The sequence below is a fragment of the Scytonema sp. NUACC21 genome (assembly GCF_054684315.1).
Genome location: NZ_BAAFZH010000071.1, coordinates 32,396 through 49,402 on the forward strand (window position 1 = coordinate 32,396; position 17,007 = coordinate 49,402).

The following is a 17,007-nucleotide window of genomic DNA, read 5'->3' on the forward strand; positions in this document are numbered from 1 at the left end:
TATTCAGCTAAAAATTAGCGTTCCTCAGGCGTAAACCAGGGTGGGGAGAATGCCAAATCCGTCAAGATGCTATCCAAACCAGCGTTAAACCTCATTGCGTAAAACTCTCAATGGCTGATTATTACTTTCCCAGGCGCAGATATCTAAGTAGAGATTTGTCCTACAAAAGTAAACTTCTTCATAGGCAAGCCGTAAATTACGCTCAAGACTGTTAGGTTCAATGTCAACAGATTTATTAGAGCCAATCGCTTTGCGTAAGCCGAGTGATAGAAGTTCGACGAGGTCATGACCGCAGCAAACTTGCCAGGGGTCATGGCTGTTGTTTTTCTGGCTCATTAACCGTTGTTGCAGATATTCATCTTTTAACGAGAAGGCTTGAGATTTATTTTTCACCTCTCGAATTAGTTTAAGCTCATCTGTAGCCCTTTGAGTTCAACCGTTAAATCCCAGCGGTCTTGAATGATATCTGGTGAATGAGTAGCCATTAGAACATCTAAATCTGTAAGCTTTATAATTTCTTGTAAGTCTTTTAGAAACTGAATTTGCCATCCTACATGAAGAGATAGCTCGGGTTCATCAATCAAGACTAGAGAGTTAGGTTGGACTTTAAATAACAGTTCATAGAGAAGGACTAACTCATGTTGCTCGCCAGATGATAAATGGGTCGGCGAAAGAGTTTTTGTATTGGATAATGGGGAGTTATAATGTGTTGCAAAAACAAATCCCTTATCCTTACTAAAGCTTATCTCTTTGTAGGAATAAGCAAATTTGTTATTAATAATTGTCCTTAATAACTCAATTTTATCAGCTATTTCAGCAAAAACACTCAGCTTTTTTTCAACATCCTCAACATATACCGACAAAGCATTTTTCGTGCTTTCATCGATATCTTGAGGCTGGATTTGAAATTCTGAATCTTCATCCTTATCTAAAAGACCTACTTCTATAAGATGAGAGCGCGTTTCCTCAAGACTGTTTAGTTGATAACGAAGCTGTTCATCTGTTAAATCTGAAGATGGCTGTTGCTTCACTACTCGTACAGGAAAAGTTCTATCAAGAGATTGAGATATTGTACCATATTCCTTAAATTTATCTTGCATCAGCTTAGCAAGTTCATCAGAATAGGCTGCTACAGTTGATAACATTGGATGTGTTGTACGATTTATTCTGGAAGAACGTTTAGGAACAAAGTTAAGCAAACGTTGTGATTCAATAAGGCGAATATGAATATTGCTCTTTATTTTTTCTAACCACTCAGGCTCTTCTCGTGATTCTTTATAATCTGAAGGCAAGAAATTTTCAAAACGATCTATAACTTCTTCTAAAGAAAGTGTTTCTTCTGTAGAAATATATAACCATTTGCGTGGGCTTATACGTTCTAATCCTGGTATCAAATCATCTAAAATACTACTAATAGGAATGTCTATGTCAGAACGAATCTTTAGTGAGTTAGGATAAAATTCCTCTTTTTCTAAATTATGCCGCTCGAAATAGAAAACAATATTATTCGTATCTCCATCTTTTTCACCATCTGAGTTTTTTATAATTTCTACGCTACTGCTATCATCAAACTCAACTTTAAAACTTCTAAACGCAATTTTTTTTATTTCTGAATATCGGGAGTTAAAGAAACAATTTAGAATTCTTAATATTGCGGTTTTTCCAAAACCATTTGGACCATGAATGATAGTGATACGTTCATGCATGTTCAATGGAATGACATGGTCAAAAATGCCAAATAAGCCTTTGACGGAAATTTGTTTAATTCTCATAGTTATTGAGTCCTACAGGCATTGGTTTCATGACCTTGATTGTAACCTCTATCTTCTTCTGCAAAGTTCGGGAAGCACAGAGATGCTTTCTGTGGTATCTTCTGTATCTCTGTAGCTCAATTCCAGGCTATTAGCTTCGCGATCGCCACCCCACATTATATAACGCTAATTCAAATATTGCTCCATTGCATCACAAGCGGCTCCTCTACCGACAAACGGAAAATCTGCATTTTTCCCAGCGTTCATCAATTCTGACATCTGGAGTAAACTGAGACGATTCCAAAACTTAAAATTTAGCATATGTTGGTAAGCCTAGTTTCCTGGAATCATCAAATCTTTATATATTTAAAGAGGAGTTTATTTATTACAAGAAGATTGGGGGGAATACTAAAGTAAATCGGGTTGAGCAAGGTAACTATTTATGGAGCAAACATCTCCTATATTCAAGACTTGTCGTTGTAAGAATGTTGTACGCTGCCGAAAGGAAGCAGGCAGGCTCTTTCTCTGGTTCCCCGTCCCACATACTCTGAAAAAAGTCACCTCCTATCTCCAGCAATTGAAACTTGAGTATGAACTGATGCACGAGCGACCGGGTCTGAGTTTGGAGTGTAGAGCAGGACAGACCCAAGAAATTGCTCGTAACCTGGCTCAACTACTTGCACCGAGAGAATTAAGAGAGACACAAGTTCTTTTCATTCGAGGTGCTATCCAACCTCAACTTCAGGACTTTAGTGACATCGCCTCACTGCAACGCTTTATTAAGTTGAGCCAGTCCGACTGGCTGGTTGATATGCTGGCAACAGAAAGGTTCACCAGTCACTTTCAACCAATCGTCTCTATTCACGATACATCCCAAATTTATGGTTACGAATCCCTTTTGCGGGGACTAGACGAACAAGGCAATTTAGTACTGCCGGGACAAATCCTGGAGTTAGCAACGGAGTCTGGTCTTTTGCCACAACTCGACCGAATTGCTCGCCTGAGTGCGATCTCGCAAGCCAGCCGCCATCAGGTGCGGGGACAAATCTTCATCAATTGTTCGCCAACGGCGCTTTATGACCCGGTTTCTTGCCTGCGTACTACAGTAGATGCAATCGATCGAGCAGGCATTTCCCATGAGCGGATTGTCTTTGAAGTTTTGGAGTCAGACAATCCTCAAGATTTAGACCACCTGAAAGGAGTACTTCAGTACTACCGAGATGCTGGTTTTTTAATTGCTCTTGATGACCTCGGTTCTGGTTATTCTAGCTTGAATTTGCTCCATCAGTTACGACCAGACTTTATTAAGTTAGACATGGGGTTAATTCGAGACGTGCATCAAGACCTGTACAAAGCCTCAATTACCGAGAAGCTTTTAGAAATTACTCAAAAGTTAAATATTCGGACTGTCGCTGAAGGGATTGAGTGCATTGAAGAACTCAACTGGCTGCGAGAACGAGGAGCAACCTTTGCTCAAGGTTATTTGATTGCTAAACCCAGTGAAGTGCCTGCTACCGCAACTCCTCACTTTGAGACCATCTCTTTAACTGTAGCATCGGTATCTTGTAAGCCGATTGAACATCGCGTCCAACACCAAAGCGAGTCTGAGCGAATTGTAGCTGCTGTAACACAGCGCATCCGACAATCATTGGAGTTAGACGATATCCTGCAAACTACGGCAGATGAGGTACGGCAACTGTTTGAGGTAGACCGAGTGGTAATCTATCAGTTTGAGCCAGACTGGAGTGGGTTTGTCGCTGTAGAATCCCTAGCAAAAGATTGCATATCGATTCTTGGATTCCACGTGATGGACACGTGCTTTCAATCTACCCATGCAGATTACTACCAACAAGGTAATAGTAGAGCAATTGAAGACATTGAAACTGCGAGACTAGCGCCGTGTCATGTTGAACTCCTCCGGGGTTTGCATGTCCGGGCAAACCTGATAGTACCCATCTTGCAGCAAGAGCGTTTGTGGGGACTATTAATCGCCCATCAATGCAGTCACAGCAGACAATGGCAGCAATCGGAAATTAACTTGTTTAACCAACTCGCAGCTCAAGCGGCGATCGCCATTCACCAATCGGAACTTTACCACAAACTACAGCAAGCAAACCAGGAATTACAGCGCCTTGCTTCGTCGGATGGTTTAACCCAAGTGGCAAATCGGCGCTGCTTTGATGACATACTTAAAGCAGAGTGGCAAAGGTTGGCACGAGAACAAGGCTCCCTATCTTTGATTTTGTGTGATGTTGATTGCTTTAAGCTTTACAACGATACCTATGGACATCTAGCAGGAGATGATGCACTCAGACAGGTTGCTAAAGCAATCTCTCAGACAGTTAAACACCCTGCTGATTTAGTTGCTCGGTATGGTGGAGAAGAGTTCGCAGTCATTTTGCCGAATACTGGTATCGAAGAGGCAATTGCAGTTGCAAGAGAGATTCAAACTAATATGAGTGCATTGCAACTGTCTTATCCAAATTCTCCGGTCAGTCAATTCATCACCCTCAGTCTTGGCGTGGCTACCATTATTCCTCACAGCCAATCATCAAGCGCAACCTTAATTGCTGCTGCTGACCAGGGACTTTACCAGGCGAAGGCACAAGGGAGAAATTGTGTGGTGCAGATGGATTGTGAGAATGCTGGGTGGGCACTGCCCACCACTCCTGATTGAGAAAGTGCAAAATGTCAAGCTCTTCTTCAAGCCACGATTACAAAGCCCAACCAACAAAGATTTTTCGTCATTCGCATAACTAACGGGTTCAGTTGCAGTCATTTCTGCAATACTAAGTACTACAAGCCCATAGGCTGAAGACCAACTCCATTTACGTATCGTTACACAGATAAAGGAAATAAGTATTTTTGGGTAGCTTTCAAGTTACTCATTATACAATTTTTGTGCTGGATATAACTTCAGGTGATTTACCAATTTAAGTTAAGAGTATGACTGATGAAGCAATCTATACGGCAATTACCTTTGCACCCGTGCAAACATTTATCGAGAAATCGCGGAAGTTGAGGGACTTGTTTGGTGCGTCGTTAATTTTGTCCTATCTCAGCCAGCAGATAGTCCTAGCAGCAGATAACCTAGCTGATGTCCAAGTCATTTCCCCTGCTAACATCAATGTACAAAAAGGAATGCCGAACCGGATTTTAATTAAAGGTAATTTTACCGAAGAGATGACACGGGAGGTATTATTAACAGCTTGGCAAAATATTCTCTCAGTGTGTCGCAACTGGATTTATCTCTTTATCAAACTACCTTACAATTCGGGATTTCCAGTATCCAAGAGTTAGATTATTCAGAATGGGAGAAAATTAAAACAATTTGGAAAAGAGCATTAGCCAATGGACTTGGTTCTAGAGTCAGTGCTGGTTACGGACATTTTCAAAATGTCGAGGTTAGCGATCGCACTAATCAACTATTGCAAATTAAGCTCAAGGGACAAGGAGCGACATCACTATTAATTAATAAAAGAATGTATCCGCATTTTGTAACTAATGATAAGGGTGAAAAAGTCAGGGGAGAAGGTTATGTAGAATTGCTCACTATTTTCCCCGATAAATCTTCAGAAACAGAAAAATTTTTGAGTTTTCTCAAAGATGACAGTCAATTTACAAAAATTTGGTAAGTAGGTCGGTAAGACAAAAAGTAACTGGTGAGGGTCGTCCTTAGTCATTTGTCATTGGTCATTAGCCTTATTGAGAAGGTACAAGATGCAATACAGTTCAGTTAAGGTTAATGTGTAAAAAATCACGTGTGAAGAGACGCGCCGTCGCCCAGGGTTAAATAATTTACTTTCCCGCCAGCGCTTGGAACTCTACGCACAAAGTTATTGTCAGTCGCACTTCTACCCAGCAAACACCATGCTGGATAAAGAGGTAGACCGCAAACATTTTATCCAGACACAGCAAGAAACTATAGAGCGCTTGGCTAAACTGGGAGTTATCTAACGTATGCTAATGGCAATTGTCAATCAGCAATTAGCAACTAGCAATTAGCTAAATTCATTTATGTCCAAACCTATAGAAGTCCGCAACCCCCGGACTGGTAAATTTGATTATGTGATTATACCGCCACCACCAAAGCTACTCGCACAACAATGCAGTCGCTTGCGGCGATCGCAAAAAATTTGGCAACAGCTTGGTATAGAAGGCAGAATTGAAGCCCTGCAGGAGTGGAAGCAAGCGATAATATCCGGGCGGGAGAAACTGACTGAAGCCTTGGTCAATGATACGGGACGATTATCAATATCAATCATGGAAATTGACTCATTTCTTTCCGGTCTTGACCGTTGGTGTAAAATAGCACCAGATTTGCTCCAAGAATCCCAAAAAAATACGGCAATTCCTTTTATCCACCTCCAACAAACAGCAGTTCCCTATCCTTTAGTAGGTGTCATTAGCCCGTGGAATTTCCCCCTATTGCTCTCAACAATTGATACCATTCCTGCATTGCTAGCGGGTTGCGCTGTCATTGTCAAACCCAGCGAAATTGCGCCTCGGTTTACCGCACCACTTTTAGCAGCGCTGAACAACATTCCAAAATTACGAGACGTATTAACTTTTGTAGAGGGAGCCGGAGAAACAGGAGCAGCCCTGATAGAAAATGTAGACTTGATATGCTTTACCGGGAGCGTAGCCACAGGACGCAAAGTCGCCGAAGCTGCAGCTAAACGCTTTATACCCGCTTTCTTGGAATTGGGAGGAAAAGACCCAGCCATTGTTCTGGAATCTGCCGATTTGGACTTGGCAACATCAGCAATTTTATGGGGTTCTGTGGTAAACACCGGACAGTCATGTCTCTCAATAGAGCGGATTTATGTAGCCGAAGCGATTGTAGAACCCTTCGTCAAACAACTTGTAGACAAAGCGCAACGTCTTAGGTTAGCTTATCCTACCGCAGACAGTGGAGAAATTGGGCCTATTATTGCAGAACGACAAGCAGCAATAATCAGCGACCATCTGTTAGATGCAGCAGAACTAGGAGCAATGCTTCACTGTGGCGGTGAAATTGAGAATCATGGTGGAGGTTGGTGGTGCCTGCCTACAGTTCTCACTCAAGTCAACCATTCTATGAAAGTTATGACTGAAGAAACATTTGGTCCCATCATGCCCGTCATGTCCTTTGCTACAGTGGAAGCAGCAATTACTTTGGCAAACGACTCTATTTATGGGTTAAGTGCAGCAGTTTTTGCAGGGTCGGAAGCAGAAGCGATCGACGTTGCCCGTCAAATAGAGGCAGGTGCTATTAGTATTAATGATGCGGCTCTTACGGCTGTGATGCATGAAGGGGAGAAAAATTCCTTCAAGTACTCTGGTTTAGGTGGATCGCGCATGGGACTGGCAGGGCTGACACGATTTATGCGGAAAAAAGCATTTTTGGTGAAAACAGATTCTAGTAGCGATCCTTGGTGGTTTGATAAAAAATAGGGGTTGGTGGTTGGTGGTTAGTGGTTAGTGGTTAGTAGCTAGTTGTTGGTAGTGAGTGGTTGGTGGTTGGTAAAACAATTTCACAATCTACAATTTCAAGTCAAAGGAGTGTTGTCATGTCTGTTATTCGAGAAGAAATGCCTGTGCTTGCCCGCCATGAAGGAGACTGGGTGGGGACTTATACAGTCGTTGATGTACATGGAAACATTACAGACAAGCATGAGTCCCATTTGACCTGTCAGTTTCCAGAAGATGGTTCTTATCCCTACTATCAAATTAATCGTTATAAATGGTCTAATGGTAAACAGGAAGAACACCAATTTCCTGGAACTTATCGAGACAAAACGCTGTGGTTTGATACGGAACGCATTAATGGAAAAGCCTGGGAAATTGACGACGCAACAGTGATTTTGTGGTTTTCATATAAGGGTGCTCCGGATATGTACTTATATGAAATGATTAATCTCAGTCCCTGCAATAACTATCGTTCCCGTGTTTGGCAATGGTTTAAGAACTATCAACTCTTCCAGCGCACTCTAATTCAAGAAGAACGGTTGCGGTAAAACTCGTAAAACCTTTCCCCATTAAGCGTGCAAAAAGTGGGGAAATACGCAACAATCAAACAATAGTTCCTTTTAGTTAAAGGTCGAAGTAGCTATGACAGAAGCTAAACCCACTCGCACAGCACGCAGGGGAAGAATATTCCCTGAAATTCAGTGGACAGAAGAACAAATAGCCCAATGGAGAGCCGAAAAGCAAGCATTTCATCAACGATGCAAAGTCATTTTTGACCGAGTTCAGCCAGAGTTAATCAAAACACACTACAACTGGTATATGGTAGTTGAACCGGAGAGTGGAGACTACTTCATCGACAAAGATGAAATAACTGTGATGAATATGTCGCGGCAGAAGCACCCGAATGCCCCCTTCTTCCTCTTTAGGATCAATGAAACAGGGGTATCGGGAACAATATGATTGAGGGCTGGTTTGGTAGTGGAGAGGAGTTATTCTGTGAAATTCATTTAATTACTGGTGACGTAGAACTTCCTGTTGATGCAATGCTTGATACTGGTTTTTCAGGCTGGTTAGCAATTGACAAGCAAGATTTAGACGGTCTTGAATGGCTTTATTTAGGTAAGCGAGATATGCTCATGGCAAAGGGAGAAGCCACATTTGATATTTACGCCGGAAAGGTGCGGATAGACGGACAGGCATTTGATATTCCCGTTCATGTTGGTGAAGGATTAACGGAAGTGTTACTTGGGCGTCAATGGCTAAAAAATCGACGTTTGGTAGTAGATATGCCGTCGGGATTGTTAACCTTGGGAGAATAAAATTTATAGCAAATTGCAACTTAATAAGTACAGATTGTTGTCAGGGCGAACAACCGTTCGCCCCTACTGCAATGACCTGAAAAATCCTATATATATATTCTTAGAGCATCGGTATATAAATCATAAACAGCCTAGTTTTTTGTAGAGATGCGCCATAGCCCGTCTCTACATTCACGACATATCAAAGGTGACAGCAGAGAGAAAATGTATTTTGTGCTCCTCTTTTGACTACTGTATTGGCACTCTAATAACTGGAAAGCTTTACGATTATTACCTATTATATAATAACCTTATTTGATTTTTGAAAAACACGTAGGGTGGGCACTGCCCACCATATCTAGTTTTTGTAAAGTATAGCCCTGCCCACGTTATTTAGAAATGCCAGAATGATTTAAGATAGCTATATATTGTTTAATCTCAATCGAAAATCTATTTTAAGGTCAAGACATGGCAAAAAGTGACAAAATAAACTTCTCTACTCCTAGCGGGTTTCCTGAATTTCTTCCTAGTGAAAAACGTTTAGAGGTCTATTTACTTGATATTATCCGGAAGGTTTATGAAAGCTATGGTTTTACACCCATAGAAACGCCCGCAGTAGAAAGATTGGAAGTTTTGCAGGCAAAAGGCAATCAAGGTGATAATATTATATATGGAATTAACCCCATCTTGCCGCCAAATCGCCAAGCAGAAAAAGATAAAGCTGGTGAAACGGGTTCGGAAGCAAGAGCGTTAAAATTTGACCAAACAGTTCCCTTGGCAGCATATATTGCCCGTCACTTAAATGATTTGACCTTTCCCTTTGCCCGCTACCAGATGGACATTGTATTTCGTGGCGAAAGGGCAAAAGATGGTCGTTTCCGCCAGTTCAGGCAATGTGATATTGATGTGGTAGGGCGTCGCGAACTCAGCTTACTTTACGATGCTCAGATGCCTGCTATCATTTCGGAGATATTTGAAGCTGTTAACATTGGTGATTTCCTGATTCGCATCAATAATCGTAAAATTCTTACGGGTTTCTTTAAATCGGTGGGGGTAGAGGCAGAGAAAATTAAGTCTTGTATTGGAATTATTGATACTTTGGAAAAAGTTGGTGAAGCTAAGGTTAAGCAAGAATTAGAAAAAGAGGGAATCTTAGCAGAACAAACTCAAAAAATTATCGACTTTATTAATATTAAAGGCACCGTAAATGAAGTGCTTTATAAACTCAAGTACTTGGTTCAAACTAAACCAGAAGCTGAAGAATTTGGTTTGGGAATTACGGAATTAGAAACGGTGATTTCTGGCGTTCGCAATTTGGGAGTTAGTGAAAATCGTTTCTGTATTGATTTATCAATTGCTCGCGGTCTTGATTACTATACAGGGACAGTTTACGAAACCAGTTTAGTCGGACATGAAGCACTGGGAAGTATTTGTTCTGGTGGAAGATATGAGGAATTAGTCGGGGTCTTTTTAGGTGAGAAAATGCCGGGAGTGGGTATTTCCATTGGCTTGACTCGCTTAATCAGTCGTTTATTAAAAGCTGGTATTTTAAACCCACTTGCTGCTACTCCAACCCAGGTGGTAGTGGTGAATATGCAAGATGATTTGATGCCGGTTTATTTGAAGGTGTCTCAAAAGTTGCGGAAAGCAGGAATTAATGTTGTTACCAATTTTGAGCAGCGACCTTTAGGCAAACAATTCCAATGGGCTGAAAAGCAAGGAATTCAATTTTGTGTCATTATTGGTTCTGATGAAGCAGCAGCACAAAAGGCATCTCTTAAGGATTTGAAAACAAGAGAGCAAATAGAAGTTCCTCTGGAAAGTTTAGCTGAGGAGATTAAACGTAGATTGGATTCTTAAATTTATATATTATGTAGAGACGTGAAATTTTGCGTCTCTCATTGTTTGTCTCCTGTAAAGCAGTGAAGAAAAACCCATAGCATTTAACCTTGAACGTGTAAGTCTTTAGCTAAATGGAAAATCAACAAAATCCCGCACCCAAGACAGAGGAAGATGACTTTTTGCACGTAGCCCCCATGCGAGAGGACTGGGGTGGAGACGGTAGAGGGCGTATGAATTTATCAGGAAGGCGCACAGCTATTTCTAAGGAGTACGTACCCCGTCAGTACCAATACTTTGACACAAATGCAGTTCCAGAAGAAGATGGCTGGCATATAGTTGGAATGCCAGAAAACGTGATACCTGGAAAACGTAGATTGCTAACTTGGCACAACTGTGGTGCATCTACTTCAAGAGTAGTGCTTCCGTCCCAGTTTGAAGCACCGTCTGGCATATTTACAGCAGATTTGGAGATTTTCGTGCTTCAGGGTGCAATCCAACTGGGCGATTGGCAACTCACCAAGCACGGTTACTCCTTTATCCCCGCAGGAGTCAAAGTTGGACCTTGGAAAGTGCTAGGTGATAAAGAAGCAGAAATACTTTGGATGGAGAACGGTTCTGTTCCTTTTCAGTATAAAAACGTACAAAAAGATTTTGCAAATGCTAGGCTTGGTGACTTTATTCCAGCATTGGACAGTAAGTTGTTACCGTGGGGTAAGACAGAGACAGTTCAATTTGAGGTAGCAAAAAAGAAATATCTAAGGAAAGATGATAACGGGGGTGGAACATGGTTGCTTGCTATCTTGCCACATTATGACGGCAGATACCCAGAAATACAATGTTATAACGAGGAAGGGTATTGCCTAGCTGGCTACTGTGACATAGGAACGCACCGATTTGTGAAGGATTATTTTGGCTATGTCCCTAGCTTTACCACCTCTCCTTGGCACAGAACAGATGATGGCTGCTTATTCTTCATTAGGGTTGATAGGGATTTATCAAAGGTTGGAACAGTTTTGTCGTATGCACCTGAAGATGTATGATTTCAAAGACCTATAAAAAGCTAGTCGCCAAACAGTTTGCTCAAGATTTTAGCTTGGCAATTGAAATTATAGAACTTCCCATTCCCGAACCTGCATCTCACGAAATTGTCATTCGCAACAAATTTGCAGGTGTCAACGCTGGGTTTGATACTTTACTTTGCCGTGGCGAAGTTCCCTATGTTAACTTAACTCCTCCTTTTGATTTGGGTGTAGAAGCGGTGGGAGAAGTTGTCGCGGTGGGAGATGGTGTCCAAGATTTTCAAATCGGTGATGCTGTTGTTACCACCATACGTGGTGGAGGATATCGCGAGTACCAAGCAATCAATGCCAATCTTGCTTTTAAAGTCCGTGCTGCAACACCAGAGGTTCTCACCTTGATGCCTACTGGTGTATCAGCTTTGGTTGCTTTGGAACAAGCGGGGGAAATGAACACCCACGAGGTTGTTCTCGTGACAGCCGCAGGTGGTGGAACCGGTCATATTGCCGTGCAGTTGGCGAAGCTGGCGGGAAACCACGTGATTGGGACTTACGGTTCCGATGCTAAAGGGGAGTTACTCAGAGAACTGGGCTGCGATCGCATTATCAACTATCGTAGAGAAGACCTCAATCAAGTTCTCAAGCAAGAATACCCTAATGGTGTTAACCTCGTTTTTGATTGTGTTGGGAAACAGGTTTTCGATACTTGCGTGGATAATTTGGCAGTTCGGGGACGCTTGGTTGTAGTTGGCTTTATTTCCGAGTATGCCAAGAATATAGAACAAGTAACGCAACCGCGAATTTATCAAAAGTTGTTTTGGAAAGCGGCTTCGGTGAGGGGATTTTTAATGCCCCATTATCAAGAATATATGGTTGAAGCACGAGAGCGATTGTTAAACCTGTTTTACACCAACAAACTAAAAGTCGCCGTCGATCCAACCCAGTTTCATGGTGTAGAATCTGTACCATCTGCGGTTGAATATCTCTTGAGCGGTCAGAATTGCGGTAAAGTTGTTGTTGGATTTTAGCAAGCAAGAATTGCCTTACACTTATAAAATGACAGACAATTCGGAAAATACTTTAAAAGTTGCGTATCAAGCATTTGAACACTTTAAGCATGGTCTAGCTACAGGGGATTGGAGCCAGTTTTTAGATATGGTTACCGAAGATTTTAGCTTTTGGTTTCCAATGGGGAAATATCACGGATTTCATACCGGGAAAGAAAAAGCAAGAGAGTTTTTTCAATATGTTTCTGAAGCTGTCAAAGACGGGCTTGCTGTGACTCTAGACCGAGTTACCAGCAATGAGACAACGGTCGTGTTTGAATTTCGGGATGAGGGTGAGTTATTTGGAGAAACTTACAAAAATCGGGTTGCTGTTTCTTTTGATATCCGTGGAGATAAAATTTGCAGCTATCGCGAGTACTTTGGTAGCGATGGGAAATCAAATTGATTTATATTATTAAATTTCTCTGCGATCGCGCAAGGACAAGCGAGACGCCCATCCCACAAGAGCATCATAGATCCGAAGTTTATCGCGATTCTCGAATGGATGCAATGTAAATGTAGGGGCGCAAGGCATTGCGCCCTTACAATCGGGGATATTTGATACAAATGAGAAACAGTATACAATCCAGAATCTAATTACTTTCGGCTTTGCGTTGGTTGAGTTCTTTACACTTCGCCTCTGCTGCTTGATAAGCTGCTTGGTAATCTTTACCACCAAGCATCACGTCTCCGTAATAGTCGTAGGGAGGATCGCCATAGATGGGGAGGGGGTCGTCCTCTGGATAATCTTCTTCAGATTCTTCTATTATCGCTTTCAGTTTCTTTACGGTCAGTCGCTGTGCTGGAAAGTAGCAAAGCCCTTCGCTACTTTGCTTGAGATGGGGTAGTGTGGGGTCAACAATGCGATCGCCCAATTCAATCCAAGCGTGTTCTATGGGTTTGTAAGGTTTGCCAGCAAAAGCCAGAAAACCTTGCACGTATGTTGCTCCTTCAGTTGCCAAGGCTGCTTTGTAAGCATTATCAAAGGGAGTTTTCGCCTTGCTTTTTATACTTTGGGCTATTTCTTTGGAAAGCGCTTCATCTAATGGTAGGTTCATCTACAGCAAGGATTTGAGCAGCGACTTTAACATACTAGCAGTTTTGAGTTACTTGTGGGATAGGCAACACAATCGGTAGGCAGCACCAACAACCGTAGGTTGGGTTGAGGAACGAAACCCAACACAATCGATTGGCAGCATCAACAACCGTAGGTTGGGTTGAGGAACGAAACCCAACATAATCGGTTATTTGTTCAGTTTAGCTGCCATTCAACCCAACCAACCATTCATCTTACTTGAACCATAGGCATAGCTTTACCAATACTCTAATAACCCAATAACTTCTTCAGTTCTGCATCTGTAAAAGGATTTTGACCAGCACGTAAAGCTTTTACCCACTGTTGCCGTTGCGATTTTAACTCCTTATCTTCAAGTTGGGCAATGCATACCTCAAAATCCTCGATCGCTCCTCGAGCATTTCCTGTAAGTGCCCTAGCAAGACCACGGCTATTAAGAATATATCCATTTTTAGGGTCAAGTTTTACAGCTTTTTCACAGGCAAACATGACATCAGCTGCACGACGATGTAAGCTACCATCCCAACAGAGCGATACCCAAGATTCTGCATCGATTGCAATCTTTGAATCGAGTTGCTGCGCTTTATTGTAAGCTGCAATAGCATCCTTGACTTTTCCTTCTTTTGCTAACTGCCGTCCATTGTCAACCAAATTTTCAGCCTGTCCTTTGTTGGCAAACTCTTTTGCTTTTGCCTCTACGTCAAATTTTAAGCTAGAGTTCCACTGTTGTGCTTTGCGGAACTTCTTAACAGCAGTGTCGATACTATCTTGTCGCGCCAGTTTTTCACCTTGTATAACCAACACCTCAGCTGCTTTCTCTCGTAAAGAAGGAGTTTGACATTTTTCTAATTCTTCCAATGTTTCAGGATTGGCAATTAGATAATTATTGAGCAAATTGCAAGCATCTCCAATTAAATTATCTAAATCCAAATCCCATAAAATCACGGTGTTGTCTGAACTGCCGGAAGCAAGCTGTTTGCCATCAGCACTCCATGCCACACTATTAACAGAACGGCTATGCCCAATGAGGGTTTTAAGTTGTTTGCCCGTTGCCGCGTCCCAGAGTTTGGTGTTTTTGTCATCACTGCCAGAAGCAAGCTGTTTGCCATCAGCACTCCACGCTACGCTATTGACATTACTGCTATGCCCAGAGAGGGTTTTGAATTCTTTGCCCGTTGCCACATCCCAGATTTTGATGGTGTTGTCATCACTGCCGGAAGCAAGCTGTTTGCCATCAGCACTCCACGCTACGCTATAGACATAATAGCCATGCCCAATGAGGGTTTTGAGTTCTTTGCCCGTTGCCACATTCCAGATTTTGATGGTGTTGTCATCACTGCCGGAAGCAAGCTGTTTGCCATCAGCACTCCACGCTACGCCCCAGACAGAACGGCTATGCTCAGAGAGGGTTTTGAGTTCTTTGCCCGTTGCCACATCCCAGATTTTGATAGTTTTGTCATCACTGCCGGAAGCAAGCTGTTTGCCATCAGCACTCCACGCTACGCTTCTGACAGAACTATTATGCCCAGAGAGGGTGTTGAGTTGGCGCTGCCTTTAAATCATAATCAAATACTGGTAAATTTAATACTGACTCATAAATATAATTCCTAAGATACTCTCGTCGCTTAGATTCTGGCAACCGCAAACACCCATGTAGAATTTCATGAACAACAACACTAGAAACAGCAATTTCAGACTTATGAATATCTAGTTTGTGTAAAACATTGGCATTAGGAATAGGTCGGGCTAGCTCAGAGAGAATATTGGTATCCAATAAGAATTTCAAACTCATAAATTAATTTCTCTGCCTACACTAGTATCTCGTAAATCAGCGAAATCCTCATCGGTAAAAATAATCTTCTCACTTTGGATTGCCTTTCTAAATTTTTGTAATCCCTGCCAAAATTTATCTCCTCTAGATTCCTCCTTTTTTTTTCGCAGAAACTCAAATAAATAGTCTTGCTCTTCTGTGGGTAAACTATTAATATAATTAATAATTTCTTGTAAATTCATCAATTAAGCTCCTCTAAACTAAACCCCAACTGTGCTAACTGTATTTTAATTTAGGCAGATAAGGTTTGAGGTTCGCTCTCCTCTCCTCCCCTAGAACTTCTCTTCATCTGATACACTTCAATAAACTGGGAACTAAAACCGAGTCGGTTGACCCAACGTTAACGTATCTTAATGGAACGAAAGCCAGTGTTAACTTCAGACAAGCAATGCCGCATTATTGCCCTGTTTAATCAGGCGGGTGGTGTTGCCAAATCGACACTGACCTTCCACAATATGATAATTCCATCAAACAGCTAAAAACCTTTGAATCACATCCTGGCTCAGTTCATTGGTGGAACCACAAGCTACAATACCGCCTTTTTGCATTGCGTAATAGTAATCAGCTTGGCGGACAAAATGTAAATGTTGCTCTACTAACAAAACAGAAATACCAGTGGTAGCAACTATGCCACGGACTGCAGCTTCAATTTCCAAGATAATTGAAGGTTGGATACCTTCGGTAGGCTCATCTAATAAGAGTAATTGGGGTTGCCCCATCAAAGCACGAGCAATAGCGAGTTGTTGTTGCTGTCCACCACTTAAGTCGCCACCCATCCGCGAAAGCATCGATTTCAACACGGGAAATAGGCTAAAAATTTCCTCGGGAATTTCTGGATTTTTTCTCCTACTGGGTCTTGCTTCTAGTCCCAACAGGAGATTTTCTTTTACTGTCAAACGGGAAATAATTTCTCGTCCTTGGGGAACGTAACCAATTCCCAGTTTTGCCCTTCGGTCTGGAGATTTTGAATTTATCGCTCCTCCGGCAAAGGTTATTGTACCACTGCGGGGTTTGAGTAACCCCATTATTGTTTTGAGGAGGGTTGTTTTACCTACACCATTGCGTCCAATAAGGCATACCATTTGCCCCATTTGAACGCTCAAATCTACATTACGTAGAATGTGGCTTTCGCCGTAGTAAACGTTAAGGTCAGAGATTTGCAACATCGAAAGGTTTTGAGTATCAAGTTTAAGAGGTCATTTATAAAGTAAATCTTAAATCGCCAAATGTATTGTGTAGGGTGGGCAATGCCCACCAGATCGCTCCTCTTGATTGGTATTGCTGAATCCAACATTGAATTGAATTGTTGGGTTGAGGAACGAAACCCAACCTACCTCTACCTCACGGCGAAAAGGAGCGATCGTTGCTAACACTTCCTGCCTCACCAATTCTTTGATGTCTACACTTGTAGACACTACCGTAGACGTGTCAATTAGACCCCTGAGTAATATTGCAGCTGTTTGATTTATCGATTCATCTTCTGGAAGTTGTAGCGCTTGCAATGCCTCAAGTTCAGCCGAGCCAAAGCGGAATGAAATTACTTTGCTTGCCATTTCGTAGACAGCTTGTATACCTTGTTTATAGACTACAAGAGTAGTTGCTTGGTTGTCTACAGCCCGTTTACAGAGTTAATTCAGTTGCGGAAGGATAGGCTAGAGCCTCCACAAGCGGAATTATTTCACCGAAATTCGGGAATT

The 17,007-nt window shown here is 42.0% G+C and carries 19 protein-coding genes and 3 pseudogenes; 12 read left to right on the forward strand and 10 right to left on the reverse strand.

Translation table 11 applies throughout. From position 1 onward, the window contains the following. Positions 1–84: 84 nt before the first annotated feature. From ACYRY3_RS13345 to ACYRY3_RS13355, 3 genes are all read right to left on the reverse strand, one after another. The gene (locus ACYRY3_RS13345; protein ID WP_460202138.1) at positions 85–393 is read right to left on the reverse strand and encodes a hypothetical protein; all 309 of its coding nucleotides are present in this window, start codon (positions 391–393) and stop codon (positions 85–87) included. An 8-nt stretch (positions 394–401) separates the two neighbouring features. Next, on the reverse strand, positions 402–1,772 hold the full coding sequence (locus tag ACYRY3_RS13350) for an AAA family ATPase (protein ID WP_460202139.1): 1,371 nt from the start codon (positions 1,770–1,772) through the stop codon (positions 402–404). A 165-nt stretch (positions 1,773–1,937) separates the two neighbouring features. Next, positions 1,938–2,072, reverse strand: a complete 135-nt coding sequence (locus ACYRY3_RS13355) for a hypothetical protein (protein ID WP_460202140.1) — start codon at positions 2,070–2,072, stop codon at positions 1,938–1,940. A gap of 121 nt (positions 2,073–2,193) precedes the next feature. Between ACYRY3_RS13355 and ACYRY3_RS13360 the strand changes: the two genes are divergently transcribed. From ACYRY3_RS13360 to ACYRY3_RS13415, 12 genes and pseudogenes are all read left to right on the forward strand, one after another. Continuing rightward, positions 2,194–4,428 carry an EAL domain-containing protein gene (locus tag ACYRY3_RS13360; protein WP_460202141.1) on the forward strand — a complete coding sequence of 745 codons (2,235 nt, stop codon included), beginning with the start codon at positions 2,194–2,196 and terminating at the stop codon, positions 4,426–4,428. A gap of 269 nt (positions 4,429–4,697) precedes the next feature. Further along, positions 4,698–4,997, forward strand: a pseudogene (locus ACYRY3_RS13365) (type III-B CRISPR-associated protein Cas10/Cmr2); the annotation flags it as partial. Continuing rightward, on the forward strand, positions 4,982–5,386 hold the full coding sequence (locus ACYRY3_RS13370; RefSeq protein WP_460202142.1) for a hypothetical protein: 405 nt from the start codon (positions 4,982–4,984) through the stop codon (positions 5,384–5,386). The pseudogene ACYRY3_RS13365 and the gene ACYRY3_RS13370, both read left to right, overlap by 16 nt. A gap of 139 nt (positions 5,387–5,525) precedes the next feature. Continuing rightward, positions 5,526–5,708: pseudogene (locus ACYRY3_RS13375) on the forward strand (nitrilase-related carbon-nitrogen hydrolase); the annotation flags it as partial. 60 nt (positions 5,709–5,768) lie between these two features. Then, positions 5,769–7,187 (forward strand): aldehyde dehydrogenase family protein, encoded by a 1,419-nt coding sequence (locus ACYRY3_RS13380; RefSeq protein WP_460202143.1) that lies wholly within the window; start codon positions 5,769–5,771, stop codon positions 7,185–7,187. Positions 7,188–7,303: 116 nt separating this feature from the next. Further along, positions 7,304–7,750: a DUF3598 family protein gene (locus ACYRY3_RS13385; RefSeq protein ID WP_460202144.1), complete on the forward strand. Its 447-nt coding sequence runs from the start codon at positions 7,304–7,306 to the stop codon at positions 7,748–7,750. Between the two features lie 94 nt (positions 7,751–7,844). Beyond that, positions 7,845–8,162 (forward strand): hypothetical protein, encoded by a 318-nt coding sequence (locus ACYRY3_RS13390; protein ID WP_460202145.1) that lies wholly within the window; start codon positions 7,845–7,847, stop codon positions 8,160–8,162. Beyond that, positions 8,159–8,521: an aspartyl protease gene (locus tag ACYRY3_RS13395; protein ID WP_460202146.1), complete on the forward strand. Its 363-nt coding sequence runs from the start codon at positions 8,159–8,161 to the stop codon at positions 8,519–8,521. Before ACYRY3_RS13390 ends, ACYRY3_RS13395 begins: the two co-directional genes overlap by 4 nt. 447 nt (positions 8,522–8,968) lie before the next feature. Beyond that, entirely contained in the window at positions 8,969–10,360 is a 1,392-nt protein-coding gene (gene hisS / locus ACYRY3_RS13400; RefSeq protein ID WP_460202147.1) for a histidine--tRNA ligase, read from the forward strand. Between the two features lie 113 nt (positions 10,361–10,473). Continuing rightward, complete coding sequence (locus ACYRY3_RS13405; protein WP_460202148.1) at positions 10,474–11,382, forward strand: DUF4437 domain-containing protein; 909 nt, start codon at positions 10,474–10,476, stop codon at positions 11,380–11,382. Beyond that, the gene (locus ACYRY3_RS13410; RefSeq protein WP_460202149.1) at positions 11,379–12,386 is read left to right on the forward strand and encodes a zinc-binding dehydrogenase; all 1,008 of its coding nucleotides are present in this window, start codon (positions 11,379–11,381) and stop codon (positions 12,384–12,386) included. The genes ACYRY3_RS13405 and ACYRY3_RS13410 overlap by 4 nt, the downstream gene beginning before the upstream one ends. Positions 12,387–12,414: 28 nt before the next feature. After that, on the forward strand, positions 12,415–12,810 hold the full coding sequence (locus tag ACYRY3_RS13415) for a nuclear transport factor 2 family protein (RefSeq protein ID WP_460202150.1): 396 nt from the start codon (positions 12,415–12,417) through the stop codon (positions 12,808–12,810). Between the two features lie 187 nt (positions 12,811–12,997). Here the strand turns inward: ACYRY3_RS13415 and ACYRY3_RS13420 are convergent, their stop codons facing one another. The 7 genes and pseudogenes from ACYRY3_RS13420 to ACYRY3_RS13450 form a co-directional block, all read right to left on the reverse strand. Next, positions 12,998–13,462, reverse strand: a complete 465-nt coding sequence (locus tag ACYRY3_RS13420; RefSeq protein WP_460202151.1) for a hypothetical protein — start codon at positions 13,460–13,462, stop codon at positions 12,998–13,000. A 266-nt stretch (positions 13,463–13,728) separates the two neighbouring features. Then, on the reverse strand, positions 13,729–14,913 hold the full coding sequence (locus ACYRY3_RS13425) for a WD40 domain-containing protein (protein WP_460202152.1): 1,185 nt from the start codon (positions 14,911–14,913) through the stop codon (positions 13,729–13,731). 15 nt (positions 14,914–14,928) lie between these two features. Beyond that, a pseudogene (locus tag ACYRY3_RS13430) lies at positions 14,929–14,973 on the reverse strand (hypothetical protein); the annotation flags it as partial. A gap of 25 nt (positions 14,974–14,998) precedes the next feature. After that, positions 14,999–15,271, reverse strand: a complete 273-nt coding sequence (locus ACYRY3_RS13435) for a PIN domain-containing protein (protein WP_460202153.1) — start codon at positions 15,269–15,271, stop codon at positions 14,999–15,001. Next, positions 15,268–15,492 (reverse strand): hypothetical protein, encoded by a 225-nt coding sequence (locus ACYRY3_RS13440; protein WP_460202154.1) that lies wholly within the window; start codon positions 15,490–15,492, stop codon positions 15,268–15,270. The genes ACYRY3_RS13435 and ACYRY3_RS13440 overlap by 4 nt, the downstream gene beginning before the upstream one ends. A gap of 285 nt (positions 15,493–15,777) precedes the next feature. Then, positions 15,778–16,476 carry an urea ABC transporter ATP-binding subunit UrtE gene (urtE, locus tag ACYRY3_RS13445; RefSeq protein ID WP_460202155.1) on the reverse strand — a complete coding sequence of 233 codons (699 nt, stop codon included), beginning with the start codon at positions 16,474–16,476 and terminating at the stop codon, positions 15,778–15,780. A gap of 48 nt (positions 16,477–16,524) precedes the next feature. Beyond that, positions 16,525–16,863 carry a hypothetical protein gene (locus ACYRY3_RS13450; RefSeq protein ID WP_460202156.1) on the reverse strand — a complete coding sequence of 113 codons (339 nt, stop codon included), beginning with the start codon at positions 16,861–16,863 and terminating at the stop codon, positions 16,525–16,527. Positions 16,864–17,007: the final 144 nt, after the last annotated feature.